This window comes from Paenibacillus sp. 01T47, from assembly GCF_056398245.1.
In genome coordinates, this window is record NZ_JBFTPA010000001.1 from 839166 (window position 1) to 856462 (window position 17297).

Sequence of the window (17297 nt, forward strand, 5' to 3'; positions counted from 1 at the left end):
TGACTTTAACAACGTCGAGCGAGAGCGATGACGCTGACATAGGGGTGCTGAAGCGCATGCCGCTAAGGCAGGCAGTCAGCGAGAGCGCTGCTGCACCCCATTAACAACAGCCTGAGCACGAAAGTGCAGGGCTGCAGCAAAAATATTGACTGGCAGTGCAAGCACAGGCCAATCACAATAATCATGGTGGCCAGCGATAGCGCGGCCGCCAAACAAACGCTTCACCGACCACCCTCGCAAAGGTTTTATCTCAAAGTGTGTGAGCTCGGAGAGTGGGAAGTTGTTGCTGGAGAGCGACAGCGATCGCTTCTTGAAGCCGGGAAATTACCGCAAAGCGTGTAATCAGAATTTCCCGGCTTCGAAAGCGGCGTAAGCAATAACTCCCACGCCCGAGCGGCAATCACATTTTGACGAAAATCTGCTGCGAGAAAAAACCCACATTTTCAGGAGGCTATTATGAAGGCAACCGTCTACGTCACTATCAAGCAAAACGTTTTGGATCCACAAGGAACCGCTGTACAAGGAGCGCTTCACACACTTGGTTTCTCTGAAGTCGAAAAAGTACGCATCGGCAAATATTTGGAGCTTGAGCTTGATACGACTGACCGCGCAGAAGCGGAAGTACGCATTAAAGCTATGTGCGAGAAGCTGTTTGCAAACACGGTTGTAGAAGATTTCCGTTTTGAGCTGGAGGGATAGGGCGATGAAGTTTGCAGTACTTGTATTTCCAGGCTCCAACTGTGACATCGATTGCTACAAAGCAGTCGAAGACACGATCGGCCAGTCGGTTGACTACGTATGGCACACAGCTACAGACTTGTCTTCTTATGATGCGATTCTAGTACCTGGAGGCTTCTCTTACGGCGATTACCTGCGCTGCGGCGCAATTGCGCAATTCGCTGCTGTTATGGCGGAAGTTCAAAAAGCAGCCGAAGCAGGCAAATATATTCTAGGCATTTGCAACGGATTCCAAATCTTGACGGAGGCTGGCCTTCTGCCAGGCGCCTTGATTCGCAACAACGGACTGAAGTTCCGCTGCCATCAAGCGCCGCTTGAAGTGGTAAACAACAACACAGCATTTACCAACCAATATTCGCAAGGTGAAATTATAAATATTCCAATCGCACACGGCGAAGGCAACTACTATTGCGACGACGCAACGCTTGCTGAGCTTAAAGCGAACGATCAAATTATTTTCCGCTATGCGGGCGACACGAATCCGAACGGTTCTGTAGAGAACATTGCGGGCATTAGCAACAAAGCAGGTAACGTAGTAGGCATGATGCCGCATCCAGAGCGTGCAGTTGATCAATTGCTTGGCTCGGAAGACGGCAAACGGATGTTTACATCGATTTTGAATGCATGGAGGGAACAACATGGCGCAGCAGTTAACAGCTAAGGAACCGACAGCGGAGCAAATTGCCGAGCAAAAAATTTACAGCCAGTTTGGTGTATCCGATTATGAATTTGAGCTCATTTGCGGCTTTCTTGGCCGTAAGCCAAACTACACGGAGATCGGCGTATTCAGCGTTATGTGGTCAGAGCATTGCTCTTACAAAAACTCCAAGCCTATTTTGAAAAAATTCCCGATCACAGGACCTCGCGTTCTCATGGGACCGGGCGAAGGCGCGGGTATCGTCGATATCGGCGACAACCAAGCGGTTGTATTCAAAATCGAATCGCATAACCATCCATCAGCGGTTGAGCCTTACCAAGGCGCTGCAACTGGCGTAGGCGGCATTATCCGCGACATTTTCTCCATGGGTGCACGCCCAATCGCATTGCTGAACAGCTTGCGTTTTGGCCGTCTTGAAAATGAGCGCGTTAAATATTTGTTTGAGCACGTCGTTAGCGGAATTGCTGGCTACGGCAACTGTATCGGTATTCCGACAGTTGCGGGCGAGGTTATGTTCGATGAGAGCTACGAGGGCAATCCGCTCGTTAACGCGATGTGCGTTGGCCTAATCGATCATGATAAAATTCAGCGCGGTGTCGCAAAAGGGGTAGGCAACCCGGTATTCTACGTTGGTCCTGCTACTGGCCGCGACGGTATTCACGGTGCTACTTTTGCATCGGTTGAGCTTTCCGAGGAATCAGAAGAAAAGCGTACAGCTGTTCAAGTCGGCGATCCATTCATGGAGAAGCTGGTTATGGAAGCAACGCTTGAGCTGATCAACTCCGGTATCGTTCTTGGTATTCAAGACATGGGCGCAGCGGGTCTTACTTGCTCCAGTGCTGAGATGGCTTCGAAAGCTGGCAACGGCCTTGAGCTTTACCTTGATGAGGTACCGCAGCGTGAGACAGGCATGACGCCTTATGAAATGATGCTTTCCGAGTCGCAAGAGCGTATGCTCTTCGTCGTAGAGCCGCAGCATGAAGCGCAAGCGAAGGAAATTTTTGATCGTTGGGGCATTATTTGCGCCAAAGTAGGTAAAGTAACGGATGACGGTCGTCTTCGTTTGTTCCACCAAGGCCAAGAGGTTGCCGATATGCCGGTTAAAGCGCTCGTTGACGAGTGCCCTGTATACGACAAACCATCGAAAGAGCCTGCATATTACTGCGAGAATGCCGCAGTAGATACATCGGCATATGATGAAGTAACGGATTTGACTGGCGCGCTGGAGAAGGTTCTTGCTTCCCCGACAGTTGCTAGCAAAGAGTGGGTTTACAATCAATATGACTACATGGTTCGTACATCGACAGCTGTTCAGCCAGGCTCCGATGCGGCAGTCGTAACGATTCGCGGTACGCGCAAAGCGCTTGCGATGACAACGGATTGCAACGGACGTTACGTATATCTAGATCCAGAAGTAGGCGGACGTATTGCGGTGGCAGAAGCTGCACGTAATATCGTGTGCTCAGGCGCTGAGCCGCTTGCTGTAACTGACAACCTTAACTTCGGTAACCCTGAGAAGCCAGAAGTATTCTGGCAGCTTGAGAAATCGGCAGACGGGATGTCCGAGGCTTGCGTCGTGCTTAACACACCAGTTATCGGCGGTAACGTAAGCTTGTACAATGAGAACGCGAAGGGTGCTATTTACCCGACACCAGTAATCGGTATGGTCGGTCTTGTACACGACATCGATCACATCACAACGCAAGGCTTCAAAGCAGAGGGCGACGTTATTATTCTCGTAGGCGAAACAAAAGCGGAAATGGGCGGAAGCGAATTCCAGTACGTTACGCAAGGCGCTGCTGCTGGCCGTCCTCCAGAAATCGATCTTGCTACAGAGAAGAAGGTTCTGGATGCTGTCCTTGGCGCGATTCAAAAAGGTCTCGTAGCATCGGCTCATGACTTGTCCGAAGGCGGTATTGCGGTAGCTGTTGCAGAATCATGCATTAGCGGCCGTCTAGGCGCAGAAGTGGCATTGTCATCTGATCTACGTGCTGATCACCTATTGTTCAGCGAATCGCAATCCCGTATCTTGCTGTCGGCTAAGCCGGATCAAGCAGCGGCATTGCAAGCATGGCTTACAGAGCAAGGCGTTGTTCATGCACAAGTTGGTAACGTTAAAGGCAGCAGCCTGACCATAAGCGTAAACGGAAAATCCGGCATTCAGGCGCCGGTAACACAACTGGAGAAGGTCTGGAAGGATGCGATTCCATGTCTGATGAACAAATAAGACAGGAACCTTTGTTATGGACGGGCGACCACTATAACGAAGGTATTGGCCGTGACGATATGTTTGATAAATTGCGTGAGGAATGTGGCGTTTTCGGGGTTTTTAATCTCCCCGAAGCGTCCAACCTGTCCTATTATGGTCTTCATGCGCTTCAGCATCGCGGTGAGGAAAGTGCGGGAATCTGTACGGTTGATACGAAAAATGGCAATAAGTTCGCTTATCACCGCGGTATGGGTCTCGTAAAAGAAGTATTCAACAAGGAAAATCTTGATATGCTTGCCGGGGACCGCTCTATCGGCCATGTACGTTATTCGACAGCGGGAGAAAGTAAGCTTGCGAACGCACAGCCGCTTATTTTCCGCTATCGCGACGGTGACCTTGCGGTTGCTACAAACGGCAATATCGTGAATGCGCCGGAAATTCGTCGTGAGCTTGAGATGTCCGGCTCGATCTTCCAAACGTCCAGCGACACGGAAGTTATCGCGCATCTTATTGCACGTTCATCGAAGGATTTCGAGACGGCTGCGAAGGAAGCACTGCAGCGCATCGTTGGCGGATTTGCTTTCTTGATTATGACGAACGACAAGCTGCTCGTTGCAGCTGATCCGCATGCTCTTCGTCCGCTTGTTATGGGCCGTATTGGCGAAGGTTATGTATTCTCGTCGGAGTCGTGTGCATTCGAGACAATTGGTGCCGTGTATGAGCGTGATGTACAGCCTGGTGAATTGCTCATTCTTGATGCAGACGGCATGCGCGAGGAACGTTACGCGGAGGTTGACCGCCGCGCAACTTGTGCGATGGAGTATATTTATTTTGCCCGTCCTGATAGTGATATCAACGGCATTAATATTCATATGGCCCGCAAACGGATGGGTCGCCAGCTTGCTTCCGAATCTTTTGTTGATGCGGATATCGTAACGGGTGTGCCGGATTCGAGTATTTCAGCAGCAATTGGATATGCGGAGCAAACCGGTATTCCATACGAGCTTGGCCTTATCAAAAACAAATATACCGGCCGGACATTCATCCAGCCTTCTCAAGAGCTTCGCGAGAAGGGTGTAAAAATGAAGCTGTCTGCCGTTCGTAAAGTAGTGGAAGGCAAACGTGTCGTTATGATTGATGATTCAATCGTTCGGGGCACAACATCGCTGCGGATCGTAAACCTGCTTCGTGAAGCAGGAGCGACTGAGGTGCATGTGCGCATCACATCGCCGCCTTTCAAAAACCCATGCTACTACGGAATTGATACTCCTGACCGCAAAGAGCTCATTGCTTCTTCAAGGACAGTAGAGGAAATCCGCAAGCAAATTAATGCTGATTCATTATCTTTTATAAGCAATGAAGGTTTTGTTGAGTCTGTTGGCGGCAATGATGGGGCTTATAATCGCGGCATGTGCCTAGCTTGCTTCGATAATGACTACCCAACACCAGTTAACGAAGAATCAGACAAAAGCTGCAGCTGTTAATAACATAAATGATTAACCTCATGGAGCGATTGCTGCTCCTAAATTAGTTAAGGAGTTGACCGAGAGTGTCAGAAGCGTACAAAAAAGCCGGCGTCGATATCGCGGCAGGCAACGAAGCGGTTGAACGGATGAAGAAGCACGTAAAACGGACTTACCGTCCAGAGGTGCTGGCAGAGCTTGGCGGCTTTGGCGGACTGTTCAGCCTAAACAAGGACAAGTACGATGAGCCTGTACTCGTGTCTGGAACAGATGGCGTCGGAACGAAGCTGAAGCTTGCTTTTGCCATGGACAAGCATGACACGATCGGCATTGATGCCGTAGCCATGTGCGTGAACGATATTATCGTACAAGGCGCAGAGCCGTTGTTCTTCCTTGATTACTTGGCATGCGACAAGGTCGTTCCTGAGAAAATCGAAGCGATCGTTAAAGGTATTGCAGAAGGCTGCGTACAAGCTGGCTGTTCACTCATCGGCGGCGAAACAGCTGAAATGCCGGGCATGTATCAAGGCGGAGAATACGATATCGCTGGTTTTACAGTAGGTATTGTGGATAAGAAAAAAATGATCGACGGATCAACTATCGCTGCTGGCGATGCGGTTATCGGTTTTGCTTCCAGCGGTATTCACAGCAACGGCTTCTCGCTCGTTCGCCGCTTGCTGCTTGAAGACGCAGGTTATTCGCTTGATCAAGAGCTTGAAGAGCTTGGCGGCGCGAAGCTAGGCGATGTGCTGATTGAGCCAACACGCATCTACGTGAAATCGGCGCTTAAGCTGGTTGAGCAAGTGGAAGTGAAGGGCATGGCGCATATTACTGGCGGCGGCTTTATCGAGAACATTCCGCGGGTACTTCCTGACGGTGTGAACGTTGATGTGGAATACGGCTCATGGCCGATTTTGCCAATCTTCGATTTGATGCAAAATAAAGGCGCGATTACGAATCGTGATATGTTCACGACTTTCAATATGGGTATTGGTCTAGTTGTTGTTGTTCCAGCTGATCAAGCAAATGAAGCACTTCGCATCGCTTCTGAGCTTGGTGAGCAGGCTTACCGTATCGGAACGGTTACGGAAGGAAGCCGCATCGTAACGTTTACGGGAGCGGAAGTATAATGGGAGCACTTCGCATCGCTGTTTTCGCTTCGGGACAAGGTACGAATTTCCAAGCGATTGTAGATGCGGTGCAGGAAGGGAAGCTCGATGTAACCATCGAGCTTCTTGTTTGTGACAAGCCTGCCGCTCCCGTTGTGGAGCGCGCACGGAAGGCAGGTGTGGACACGTTCCTGTTCACGCCGAAGGAATACCCGTCTCGCGAAGCTTATGAGACGGAAATTATCGCTGAGCTAGCGCGGCGCGGCGTGGAGCTGATCGTGCTTGCAGGCTACATGCGCATTATTACGCCTTTGCTGGTTGAGCCGTTTTATGGTCGGATGATTAATATTCATCCGGCGCTGCTGCCGGCATTTCCCGGCGTGAACGGCATCGGGCAGGCACTTTCGTATGGCGTTAAGCTGACTGGCGTCACCGTTCACTACGTGGACGGCGGCATGGACAGCGGACCAATTATCGCGCAGCAGGCAGTCGAAGTGCTGGACGGAGATACGGAAGAATCACTCGCGGAGCGTATTCACGCAGCCGAGCAAGCGCTGCTGCCCTCAGTTATTCAGCATATCGCGAAGGGTCGCGTCACACTGAATGGTCGTTATGTGACAGTAAACGGCTAATCGTTTATTGAAATAAGATCTAATATCGGCAAGTGTGGATGCAATATTTGGAGAAGAGAAATTGTTTGGTCAAATAGATGAGGAGGGATTTGCATGGCAATTCGCAGAGCGTTAATTAGTGTTTCGGATAAGTCAGGAATCGTGGAGTTTTCTAGAGAACTGGCTAGCCAAGGTGTGCAAATTATTTCGACGGGCGGTACATTCAGCCTGCTGCAAAAGGAAGGCATTCCGGTTATCGGTATTTCCGATGTAACGGGCTTCCCGGAGGTTTTGGATGGTCGTGTCAAAACGCTTCACCCGGCCGTACATAGCGGCTTGCTCGCGGTGCGTGACAATGAAGAGCATCAGAACACGATGAAGGAGCTTGGTCTGGATTACATCGACCTCGTTGTCGTTAACTTGTATCCGTTCAAAGAAACGATTGCGAAACCTGATGTTTCCTATGAGGATGCAATCGAAAATATCGATATCGGCGGCCCGACGATGCTTCGTTCAGCTGCCAAAAACCACGCATTCGTAACGGTTGTAGTAGATACAGCCGACTACGGTACGGTGATTGAGGAATTGAAAGCACAAGGCGATACGACGCTTGAGACGCGCAAACGCCTGACTGCCAAAGTGTTCCGTCATACTGCGGCTTATGATTCCCTTATCTCTGATTACTTGACCAAGCAAGTGGGCGAATCATTGCCTGAAACGTACACCGTTACTTATGAGAAGGTACAGGATCTGCGTTACGGCGAGAACCCGCACCAGAAAGCTGCATTCTACAGCAAGCCGCTTGCAGCAGCAGGCAACGTAACGACTGCTGAGCAGCTGCACGGCAAAGAGCTTTCCTATAACAATATTAGCGATGCCAACGCTTCACTCGCAATTCTAAAAGAATTCGACGAGCCAGCGGTCGTTGCAGTCAAACATATGAATCCTTGCGGCGTAGGAATCGGCGCTACAATCCATGAAGCTTATCAAAAAGCGTATGCAGCAGACCCAACGTCGATCTTCGGCGGTATCGTAGCTGCTAACCGTACGATCGGTGCAGACACAGCTGAGCTGCTTGGCGGTATTTTCCTCGAAATCATCATCGCGCCTGACTTTACGCCTGAAGCGCTTGAGATTTTGACGAAGAAGAAAAATATCCGTTTGATGAAGCTGGGAGAGCTTTCGGCAGCTGGTGAGCGCAAGCCGGAATGGCTTGTTACTTCAGTTGACGGCGGTATGCTCGTACAAGAGAGCGACGTTCATTCGGTTACAGAAGCAGATTTGCAGTTTGTTACAGATCGCAAACCGACTGCGGAAGAGCTGAAACAGCTGCTATTCGGCTGGAAAGTTGTTAAACATGTAAAATCGAATGCGATTTTGCTTGCGAAGGACGATATGACGATTGGCGTTGGCGCTGGTCAAATGAACCGCGTCGGCGCAGCACGCATTGCAATTGAACAAGCTGGCGAAGCGGCAAAAGGAGCATCACTTGCATCGGACGCATTTTTCCCAATGGGCGATACGGTAGAGCTTGCTGCTAAAGCTGGCATCACAGCGATCATTCAACCAGGCGGCTCAATCAAAGACGAAGAGTCGATTGCTGCGGCTAATGCGAACAACATCGCGATGGTGTTCACAAGCGTACGTCACTTTAAACACTAGAACCTGGCGCAGCTATTCAAATAGGCAGCCGCACGTTAACGACAGACAGCTGGCGCGGGCGGCGGCTGCATTTTTTAAAATAAGTTTGTTAGCTTATAAAGGGCTTGTTTTTATTCGTCAAAGCTGCTTCAGCGTACAAAGGTCGCCGAAGGCGTTTTTACTTGTATTTAGTCATTTGGGAGGTTATCGGTTATGCGTATTTTGGTAGTTGGCGGCGGCGGACGAGAGCATGCAATCGTATGGGCGCTTAAGAAAAGCGAGAAGGTAGTAGAAATTTTTTGCGCACCGGGCAACGCAGGTATTGCTCAGCTAGCTGAAATTGTACCGATCGCGGTCAATCAATTTGATGAGCTTATTCAGTTTGCAAAGGATGCTGCAATTGATCTTGTTTTTGTAGGTCCAGATGATCCGCTTGCAGATGGTATCGTAGACGCATTCGAAGCAGCAGGAATCGTGGCATACGGTCCTCGCAAAAATGCGGCTGAAATCGAAGGCAGCAAAATTTTCATGAAAAATCTATTGAAAAAATACGATATTCCTACGGCGAAATATGAAACATTCACCGATTATGAATCAGCATCCGCTTACCTTCGCGAGCAATCCGCTCCTATCGTTATTAAAGCTGACGGGCTCGCAGCTGGCAAAGGCGTTACGGTTGCAGCTACGCTAGAGGAAGCGGAGCAAGCGCTGCGCGACATGATGGTTGATAAAGTATTCGGCCAAGCAGGAAGCCAAATCGTTATCGAGGAATGCTTAGTAGGGCAAGAGATGTCCATTCTCGCTTTCGTTGACGGTGAGACGGTTCGCGCTATGGTTCCAGCACAGGATCATAAGCCCATCTTTGATGGAGACAAAGGTCCAAATACAGGCGGCATGGGTACCTATACACCGCTGCCTCATATCGATCAAGCCATTATTGACGAATCGATTCAGAACATCATCATTCCAACGGCAAAAGCGATGGTCAGCGAAGGCCGTCCATTCCGCGGCGTTTTGTTCGCTGGTCTTATGATTACGAAGGACGGTCCAAAAACGATCGAATTTAATGCTCGCATGGGAGATCCAGAAACGCAGGTTGTACTGCCTCGTTTGCAAACGGATCTGATCGACATCGTGCTTGCATCGCTGAATGGCAATTTGGATCAGCTTGATATTCAGTGGAGCGAGGAAGCAGCCGTTTGTGTTGTTGTCGCATCGGAAGGGTATCCAGCTTCTTATCCAAAAGGTCGCGTAATCACCGGTCTTGCAGAAGCAGAAGCGCAGGGAGCTCTCGTGTTCCATGCTGGAACTGCTGAAAAGGATGGGCAATTCGTTACAAACGGCGGACGCGTTCTAGGTATCGTTGGCCGCGGCCGCGACATTGCAGAGGCTCGTGCACGCGCGTATGAAGCGGTTAGCGTGATCGATTTTGAAGGCAAGCAAAACCGAACGGACATCGCAGCTAAAGCACTAATCTAAGTTGCTTAGTACGAAATAAAAATATGGTCTTTCCTTTATTTTGGTCAACCAGAAATCTCTGGTTGGCTTTTTTTTATTTTCGCCTATTTTTGTGCCAAGTGTGTCAAAATCACTCGAAAGGTGTTACTAATTTGTAACTCTATCAATATGCCGCAGCGTTACAATGAATCTATCAGCGAGGAATAGAAGGTGAGTGTAATGAAAAAAGTAAGACAGCGTCGTTTTTTGTTTTTAGGAGTTCTATCGATTGTAGTAATCATGAGCCTCAGTGCTTGTGGGGCAAAAGGCGGATTAAGCTTATCAACGCTTTTGACAGGTGAGAAAAATTCCATTGTAGATAATGGGAACAACGAGAAAGGGCCAGAAACGGGAAGCGGAACCACTGGTGACGGAGATGTCGTTATTATCGGTAACAACGGAGGCAAAGACGGTGATATCATTCATGGCGATGTGGATAATAAGCCAGTCGAACCAGACAAGGGAAAACCTGAAGTTCCTGTAACGGAAAAGCTGGACAAGCCGGATCAAGTTATAGCAGCATCAAAGCCTGACAAAGGTAAAAAACTTATCGCGCTCACGTTCGACGATGGTCCAGACAAGCGTTATACAACCGATATTTTGGATATCCTGAAGGAAAAAGGAGTTAAGGCCACTTTCTTTGTAGTCGGGCAACAAGTTACGAAAAATCCAGAAGTGCTGCAGCGTATTGTAGACGAAGGGCATGCAATTGGCAATCATACAAATAATCATAAGGATTTATCTAAGCTAGACGAGCAGGGAATTATTGAACAATTTAAAGAAGCAGACAACGCAATTAAAGAAGCGATCGGCATAACACCAGCAATGGTCCGCGCACCTTATGGGGCGGTATCGGATACAGTTAAAGCATTAGTGAAAGAAAATCATCGTGAACTAATTGGCTGGAATATCGACACGCGCGACTGGGCGGGCACCTCGTCTTCCGATATGATTAAAATGATTAAGAAAGAAGCTAAACCAAATGGTATGATATTAATGCATTCTTTTGGAAGCAAACATGTTAAAAATACGGTACACGCTTTACCTGCTATCATTGATCTTTTGGAAAATATGGGTTATACGTTAGTGACTGCCGATCAATTGGCTTAACTGGGAACATGCACGAGGAGGCTGCAACGTTGGATAACGCAAGTGATAGTAATGTGAGAAATAGGCGTGGACCAATCATGAGATGGAGCTTAATGCTCGGTGGCTTGATTCCACTCCTATTGCTCGCAGCTGGCTGTCGTTATACAGCCGCGCCTGCAGATCTTCTGCAGAAGCCTGCTATTTCACCCGAGAAACAGGCTATCGTGCAGGCAATTGAAAAAAATTTACCGGATTACAGCAAGCTGACACTTCCTCTTAGAGAGGATCATATGGAAGCCATACGCCTCATTGATGTGGACGGTGACGGAACGGAAGAGGCTATCGTTTCTTATTACAATGAATACAGTTCACCTGAGTTAATGGTGTTCAAATATACGAATTCAGTATGGAAGCCGTGGGTGCTTATTCAGCAGCCGCTGGCCAGATTAATCGATTGGCTGAAAATAGAGGATCTCGATAACGATGGTCAAATGGAAATCATGATCGGGTGGATCGGAGCTTTTGATAGTCCGAATGTGCTCGAGATTTATTCGTTTAAATCGAAGCCAGTACGCAACGACGTCGGCAAATTGACATTGAAGCCTATGGAGACCTTGCCTTATTCTTATGGAGATACGGGCGACATTAATGAAGATGGACGAATTGAGCTTGCGATTATATCGGAGATCGGTACGAATCAAGAAATGGCGCTGCCTGAATTCCATTTAACCATTTACAATTGGATCAACGGGAGCATGCGGGAAATACATACAGAGAACCTGTATAAAGAAGTGAATAGTTATGATCGTTTGCTCATTGGACGGATTTCACCTACTCGTAGAGGTATTATTTTGGAAGCGTCGACCGGCGCGCATAGTACTTATACCACTATGTACGTTTGGGAGCGAAACAAGCTCAGGCTCGTTTATCCGAATCGTTCTATAGGGCAGGAAGGAATTAGCGGAACGCCAACGATGAGCAAGGATATAAATGGCGATGGCATTTTTGAACTGCCATGGACGAAAGAGGCTCCGGGTTATTCAGAGGTTCCTTATTCCGATTCCAAATGGTTGGATGAATGGATGCAATGGGACGGTAAATCTGATTTTGTGAAAATAACAGAGGAATTTTCTGATTATAGTTATGGTATACAGCTTCGTATACCTGAACAATGGTTAGGCCGTTATACGATGCACAGCTTGAACGAGCCGCATGCCCTTGTGTCTATCGATTACTGGAATGAAAAATTGAATAAGACAGCCAAACTGGCGACCTTATATGCAGTACCGCAGAAGCAGTGGGATAGCGTTGAATCAACTTGGAAGCAGCAATCTAAACGATATCGGCAGCTTATGACGGACAGCGGTAATGTTTTTGCGGTTTCATTCGTAGTGGAAGCTCCAGCCGAGTGGCCTGAAGCAGATCGGCAAGCTTTTAGCGAGATGGCAGGGGTAGAAGCAGAGTTTGCATCTTCGCTTACTATCCGTAACGATTAAGAGAGAAAAGCGGGTGCTTTAAGCTATGCGTATATTATTGTTGGAGGACGAGGAGTCCATCCGCGGCTTTGTCCGCATTAATCTAAAGCGCAACGATATGGAAGTGATAGAGGCGGAAACTGGCGAATCAGCGTTAGCGCTTGCAGATACAGAAGGGCCTATCGATATTGCGCTGCTCGACGTTATGCTGCCGACGATCAGCGGGTTTGAAGTGTGCGAGCAGCTGCGTGCCCGCTATCCGCGCATGGGTATTATTATGCTAACGGCGAAGTCGCAGGAAGAGGATAAAATTCATGGGCTGGAGCTAGGTGCAGATGATTATGTGCAAAAGCCGTTCAGTCCAGGCGAGCTTATTGCGCGGATTAAGTCGCTCTATCGGAGAATGAAGCCTCAGCTGGATGATCAGGAGCAAGAGGTTGGTGCTGCATCTGAATCGATTGCGGCAAGTGAGGAAGTGTACCGTGGCGAAGCAGCGCCTATAGCGGCACCGACATCTGCATTTAATGTACAGCGTCCGATAGAAGAACAGCAGCCTACGATGAATTATGGAAGCGGGGGCTTTCATCATCAGGAGCTGCATGTACAGCCGTTCCGGCTCTCTGTAGCAGAGCGGAAGCTGTGGAAGCAGGGCAAGGAAATTATTTTGACGCCTACGGAATGGACGCTTGTACGACTATTGATGGAACGAGTCGGCGAGAGCGTCAGCCGAGATCATATTTTGACAGAGGTATGGGGCAGATATTATGTTGGAGATCTTAAGGTAGTGGACGTGAATATTCGAAGAATTCGCCAGAAAATCGAGAAAAACCCATCCGATCCAGCCTTTATTGAAACGGTTTGGGGTTATGGTTATCGGTGGAAGCGGGGCGGCGACGAATGAAAAGCGTACAAACGAGAATGGTGTGGAGCTATTTGCTGCTCATCGTGCTTGTCGTCAGCGTACTTGGTGGCGTGTTCGCAGCATTAATGTGGAACTACTATTACGGAAGCGCGCAGAGCTCCGTTAAACAACGTGCGGAGTCGGCGTTAACACTGCACAGCCGTTCGCTTTCCTCGCTTACAGTGAAGGATCAGGGCGATTATATTTTGCAATACATGGTTGAAAGCGGCACTAGGCTGCAGCTTCTTGATAGCACGGGGCAAATTCGGATCGATTCCGACGGTTTTGCACCAGATATTCGTTATACGACTGCTGACGTAAAGTCCGCGATTGCAGGGACAACGGGAAGCTGGCGGGGAGTTGACCCTTATTATGGAGAGCGGGTCATGTCGGTCACGATACCGCTTTGGAATGAAACGCGGGTCGTATCCATGCTTCGTTATTCAGCTTCCTTAAATCAAGTAGATGCGATGGTGAGCTTGCTTATCCGGATGGCAACAGCGGTTGGAATCGGAGTTGTCCTGTTGTTTCTTGGCTTAAGCTTGTTTCTCGCCCAGCGAATCGTGAAGCCGATTCGAGAGCTTACTCGAGCGGCGCGCTATATGGCCGAGGGAGATTGGACGCATCGGGCTATTCAGCGGAATGATGATGAAATTGGTCAGCTAGCGGAAACGTTTAATGCAATGGTATTAGAGCTTAGCAAACGTGAGAAGCTGAAGGATGACTTTATTTCTTCGATATCCCATGAGCTTCGCACCCCGCTTACATCGATTAAGGGCTGGAGTGAAACATTAAAGGAAAGCGAGCCTACCGAGGATGATGAAGAGGTAAAGCTGGGCTTATCCATTATTAGCAAGGAAACGGAGCGCTTATCGGGGCTGGTTGAAGATTTGCTCGATTTCTCGAAGCTGTCGGCTAGGACGATGGAGCTGCATAGTGAAGTGCTTGATTTCAATGGTCCGGTTAAAGAAACGGTTAATCAGCTAGGGGTTCGCGAGGAGCATACGCGGGTACGTATTTTGGCTAACTATGGAAAAAGCCCAATTGTTGTTCGAGGGGATGCGAATCGGCTCAAGCAGGTAATCATTAATCTAATTGACAATGCGCTCAAGTTTACACCTGCTGGCGGCACCATTCATGTAGCAACGACCATCGAACAAGATAGCGCGATGCTCACGATAGCGGATACAGGCTGTGGAATTGAAGCAGAGGACTTGCCTCATGTCACTGAAAAGTTTTATAAAGCGAGTACCGGCCATGGCGGATCTGGACTCGGACTAGCTATTTGCAAGGAGATCATTGAGCTCCACGGCGGTCAGTTAACCATTGACAGCGAACGTGGAGCCGGAACAATTGTGACGATTCGAGTGCCGATCATGCATGAGGAATAATCCATTCCCTCAGCTGCTCGCGGTGCTCCTATCGTCATTCTTTATAGAACAGCAGCTTGCGGTTCGCATATACAAACGATATCGCAACTGCGATTCCTATAATAAGCAGCAAGGACAGCCAGTGATCCTTTATAAAGGCAATCCATAAAGGCATAGCTTTGCACCTCCTAAAATGTGAATCTGCCAAACATATGGGTAGTATGTCCCGATTAGGAGCAGTATAAAGTTTGCTGGTTTTATTTTCTTTGTGAGATTGACAGGTACAGAGCAGTGATGATATTATGGTTTTAATATTAATTCATAGTATACGGGTAGGAATTATTATATATAGGCTTTCAGGAGGTTATCGGATGGAAAAGCACTTGACGCTGCGACATAACGAGCTTGAGCTTGCGGCAACGCTGCATTACCCTACGGATGGAAATAAAAACGATTCAGAAAAAAAACAAGCCATCATTATATGCCATGGATTCATAGGCTCTCGCATAGGCGTTGACCGTTTGTTTGTAAAAACGGCTAGAGCGCTTGCGGCGCAAGGCTCTTATGTCCTTCGTTTCGATTATGGCGGCTGCGGCGAGAGCAGCGGTGATTACGGTGCTCTCGGCTTTGATTCCATGGTAGATCAGACTAGAAGCGCGATTGATTATTTATCAAGCATGGAATGTGTTGATCCGCTCAGAATCGTATTGCTTGGCCACAGCCTTGGCGGGGCGGTAGCGATTATGACAGCAGTTAAAGATAAGCGCGCTAAACGTCTTGTGCTTTGGTCGCCTGTTGCTTATCCGTTCAATGATATTGTACGGATCGTAGGACGCAGCAGCTATGACGATGCTGTAACTGGAGGAAGCTCCGATTATCAAGGGTATACGCTGCAGCCTGTATTTTTTGATTCGCTGCTTCAACATCAGCCTTTCCAAGCAGCTACTAAATTTGGCGGCGAGGTGCTGCTGGTTCACGGTACTAGCGATGAGCTTATACCTGTCGATTACAGCTTCTTATACCAGAAGGTGTTCTGGACCCGCAATGAGGGCCTTTGCGATAAGGAAATTATTTTTCAAGCGAATCACACCTACTCCGCTCGCAATCATCAGGAGGAAGCGATTCGCGTAACCTCAGATTGGCTAAACGGACTTGATAAACAGCAAGAAGAATGGCATCACTGGAGTATTTAAAGCGGCATGAACAAATAGAAGGGGCAAGTTCTTGTTAGCCAAGAGCTTGTCCCTTCTATTTTTTTGTCGTACGTCCATGCGGTGCTAAGACCAAGCTTTATGTTGGGAAATTGGGATATGATATGAAAAAATTGGATTTTTTAACCTGGAAAGCAACTTATTTGTCGAGACATACGCCCTCAATTGTGTTTAAATGGAAGTAATATGAAAACGAATACAAGCTATGTTTTAGCGGGAAAAGGCAGGTTAACGCATGAATAAAAGAATTCGAAAATCGGCAGTTTTGCTATTATTATCGCTTATACTCCTTATTACAGCTTGCAGTGGAGGGAAAGGCAGCAACGATACACCGACAGAGACAAATGATATTATTGATCCTAATAGCACGGATGAGCCAGTGACAGCCCCGACGCCGCTCCCTTATGATGCTCCGCTAAGCGGACTGAAATTGGAAAATGCGGCAACCTCAAGACCGATTGTTGTTATGATTAATAATTTCGCAGCAGCTCGTCCACAATCTGGTTTAACAAACGCTGACGTAATCTGGGAAGTGCTTGCGGAAGGCGGCATTACTCGTTTAATTGCCGTATTTCAGAGTACGAGCGCAATAACCGATACGATTGGACCTATACGCAGCATTAGACCTTATCTTATTGATATTGGAGACAGTTATGGCGCTGTGCTTGCCCATGCAGGGGCGAGCAATGATGGTTATGCAGTGCTGCAAAGGCAAGGCAAACCTTATTTGGATGAAATTTCGAATGCAGGCAGCTACTTCTGGAGAAGCAAGGAACGCAAGGCTCCCCATAATTTGTATTCAAATCTAGAGAAGCTGCGTACAGGCGCAGAGAAAAAGAAATACAGCATGGACAAGCAGGTTCCGCCTTATACGTTCGCGGAAGCGGGTTCCACAGAGGTTGGTGTCCCGGCAGCCGACATTACAATAAATTTTATGCTCAAAAATTATAACGTTGGATACAAGTACGATTCAGTATCAGGCTTATACAAACGGTCGATAGGCGACAAACCGCATATTGATATGAACAATAATGAACAGCTTTCCGGTACAAATTTGGTTGTTCTTGGAGCGGATCACAAGACGCTTGATAAAGAGGGACGATTGGCCGTCGATCTGACAAAAGGGGGCTCGGCGATTCTGTTCCAGAAAGGTAAAGCGATCGAAGCAGAATGGGTAAGAGCTCCAGATGGAATGATTCGAATTGTAAAGAATGGAGCAGAGCTGCCGTTTGTCCCTGGAAAAACTTTCTTTCATATCGTGCCAAACAAACCGACATTCGAAGGGCATGTAACATGGGTACAAACGTAGCAAGTTGGAGACACTG

General features: G+C 48.2%; 15 protein-coding genes. 14 read left to right on the forward strand and 1 reads right to left on the reverse strand.

What is annotated here, in order from left to right:
• Nucleotides 1–75: 75 nt before the first annotated feature.
• Complete coding sequence (locus AC1DOV_RS03535; RefSeq protein WP_477549176.1) at nt 76–225, reverse strand: hypothetical protein; 150 nt, start codon at nt 223–225, stop codon at nt 76–78.
• Between the two features lie 228 nt (nt 226–453).
• On the opposite strand from AC1DOV_RS03535, the gene purS reads away from it, so the two are divergent.
• The 14 genes from purS to AC1DOV_RS03605 all read left to right on the forward strand — a co-directional run bounded on the left by purS (nt 454) and on the right by AC1DOV_RS03605 (nt 17281).
• The gene (gene purS, locus AC1DOV_RS03540) at nt 454–699 is read left to right on the forward strand and encodes a phosphoribosylformylglycinamidine synthase subunit PurS (protein WP_175598164.1); all 246 of its coding nucleotides are present in this window, start codon (nt 454–456) and stop codon (nt 697–699) included.
• Nucleotides 700–703: 4 nt separating this feature from the next.
• Nucleotides 704–1399 carry a phosphoribosylformylglycinamidine synthase subunit PurQ gene (purQ, locus tag AC1DOV_RS03545; protein ID WP_076271098.1) on the forward strand — a complete coding sequence of 232 codons (696 nt, stop codon included), beginning with the start codon at nt 704–706 and terminating at the stop codon, nt 1397–1399.
• Nucleotides 1377–3623: a phosphoribosylformylglycinamidine synthase subunit PurL gene (purL, locus tag AC1DOV_RS03550; RefSeq protein WP_477549177.1), complete on the forward strand. Its 2247-nt coding sequence runs from the start codon at nt 1377–1379 to the stop codon at nt 3621–3623. Before purQ ends, purL begins: the two co-directional genes overlap by 23 nt.
• Entirely contained in the window at nt 3605–5089 is a 1485-nt protein-coding gene (gene purF, locus AC1DOV_RS03555) for an amidophosphoribosyltransferase (protein WP_076271096.1), read from the forward strand. The genes purL and purF overlap by 19 nt, the downstream gene beginning before the upstream one ends.
• A gap of 65 nt (nt 5090–5154) precedes the next feature.
• On the forward strand, nt 5155–6198 hold the full coding sequence (gene purM / locus AC1DOV_RS03560; RefSeq protein WP_441884063.1) for a phosphoribosylformylglycinamidine cyclo-ligase: 1044 nt from the start codon (nt 5155–5157) through the stop codon (nt 6196–6198).
• The gene (gene purN, locus AC1DOV_RS03565) at nt 6198–6809 is read left to right on the forward strand and encodes a phosphoribosylglycinamide formyltransferase (protein WP_441884066.1); all 612 of its coding nucleotides are present in this window, start codon (nt 6198–6200) and stop codon (nt 6807–6809) included. Before purM ends, purN begins: the two co-directional genes overlap by 1 nt.
• 93 nt (nt 6810–6902) lie before the next feature.
• On the forward strand, nt 6903–8450 hold the full coding sequence (gene purH, locus AC1DOV_RS03570) for a bifunctional phosphoribosylaminoimidazolecarboxamide formyltransferase/IMP cyclohydrolase (protein ID WP_441884069.1): 1548 nt from the start codon (nt 6903–6905) through the stop codon (nt 8448–8450).
• 192 nt (nt 8451–8642) lie between these two features.
• Nucleotides 8643–9908, forward strand: a complete 1266-nt coding sequence (purD, locus tag AC1DOV_RS03575; protein ID WP_441884072.1) for a phosphoribosylamine--glycine ligase — start codon at nt 8643–8645, stop codon at nt 9906–9908.
• Nucleotides 9909–10106: 198 nt separating this feature from the next.
• Nucleotides 10107–11036: a polysaccharide deacetylase family protein gene (locus tag AC1DOV_RS03580; protein ID WP_441884075.1), complete on the forward strand. Its 930-nt coding sequence runs from the start codon at nt 10107–10109 to the stop codon at nt 11034–11036.
• A gap of 29 nt (nt 11037–11065) precedes the next feature.
• Nucleotides 11066–12511, forward strand: coding sequence for a hypothetical protein (locus AC1DOV_RS03585; protein ID WP_441884078.1), 1446 nt, complete (start codon nt 11066–11068; stop codon nt 12509–12511).
• Nucleotides 12512–12536: 25 nt separating this feature from the next.
• Nucleotides 12537–13391 (forward strand): response regulator transcription factor, encoded by an 855-nt coding sequence (locus AC1DOV_RS03590; protein ID WP_441884081.1) that lies wholly within the window; start codon nt 12537–12539, stop codon nt 13389–13391.
• The gene (locus tag AC1DOV_RS03595; RefSeq protein ID WP_477510464.1) at nt 13388–14782 is read left to right on the forward strand and encodes a sensor histidine kinase; all 1395 of its coding nucleotides are present in this window, start codon (nt 13388–13390) and stop codon (nt 14780–14782) included. The genes AC1DOV_RS03590 and AC1DOV_RS03595 overlap by 4 nt, the downstream gene beginning before the upstream one ends.
• Nucleotides 14783–15132: 350 nt before the next feature.
• A complete protein-coding gene (locus AC1DOV_RS03600) occupies nt 15133–15954 on the forward strand; it encodes an alpha/beta hydrolase (RefSeq protein ID WP_475446354.1) in 822 nt (273 codons plus the stop codon).
• A gap of 253 nt (nt 15955–16207) precedes the next feature.
• On the forward strand, nt 16208–17281 hold the full coding sequence (locus AC1DOV_RS03605; RefSeq protein ID WP_477549178.1) for a DUF3048 domain-containing protein: 1074 nt from the start codon (nt 16208–16210) through the stop codon (nt 17279–17281).
• Nucleotides 17282–17297: the final 16 nt, after the last annotated feature.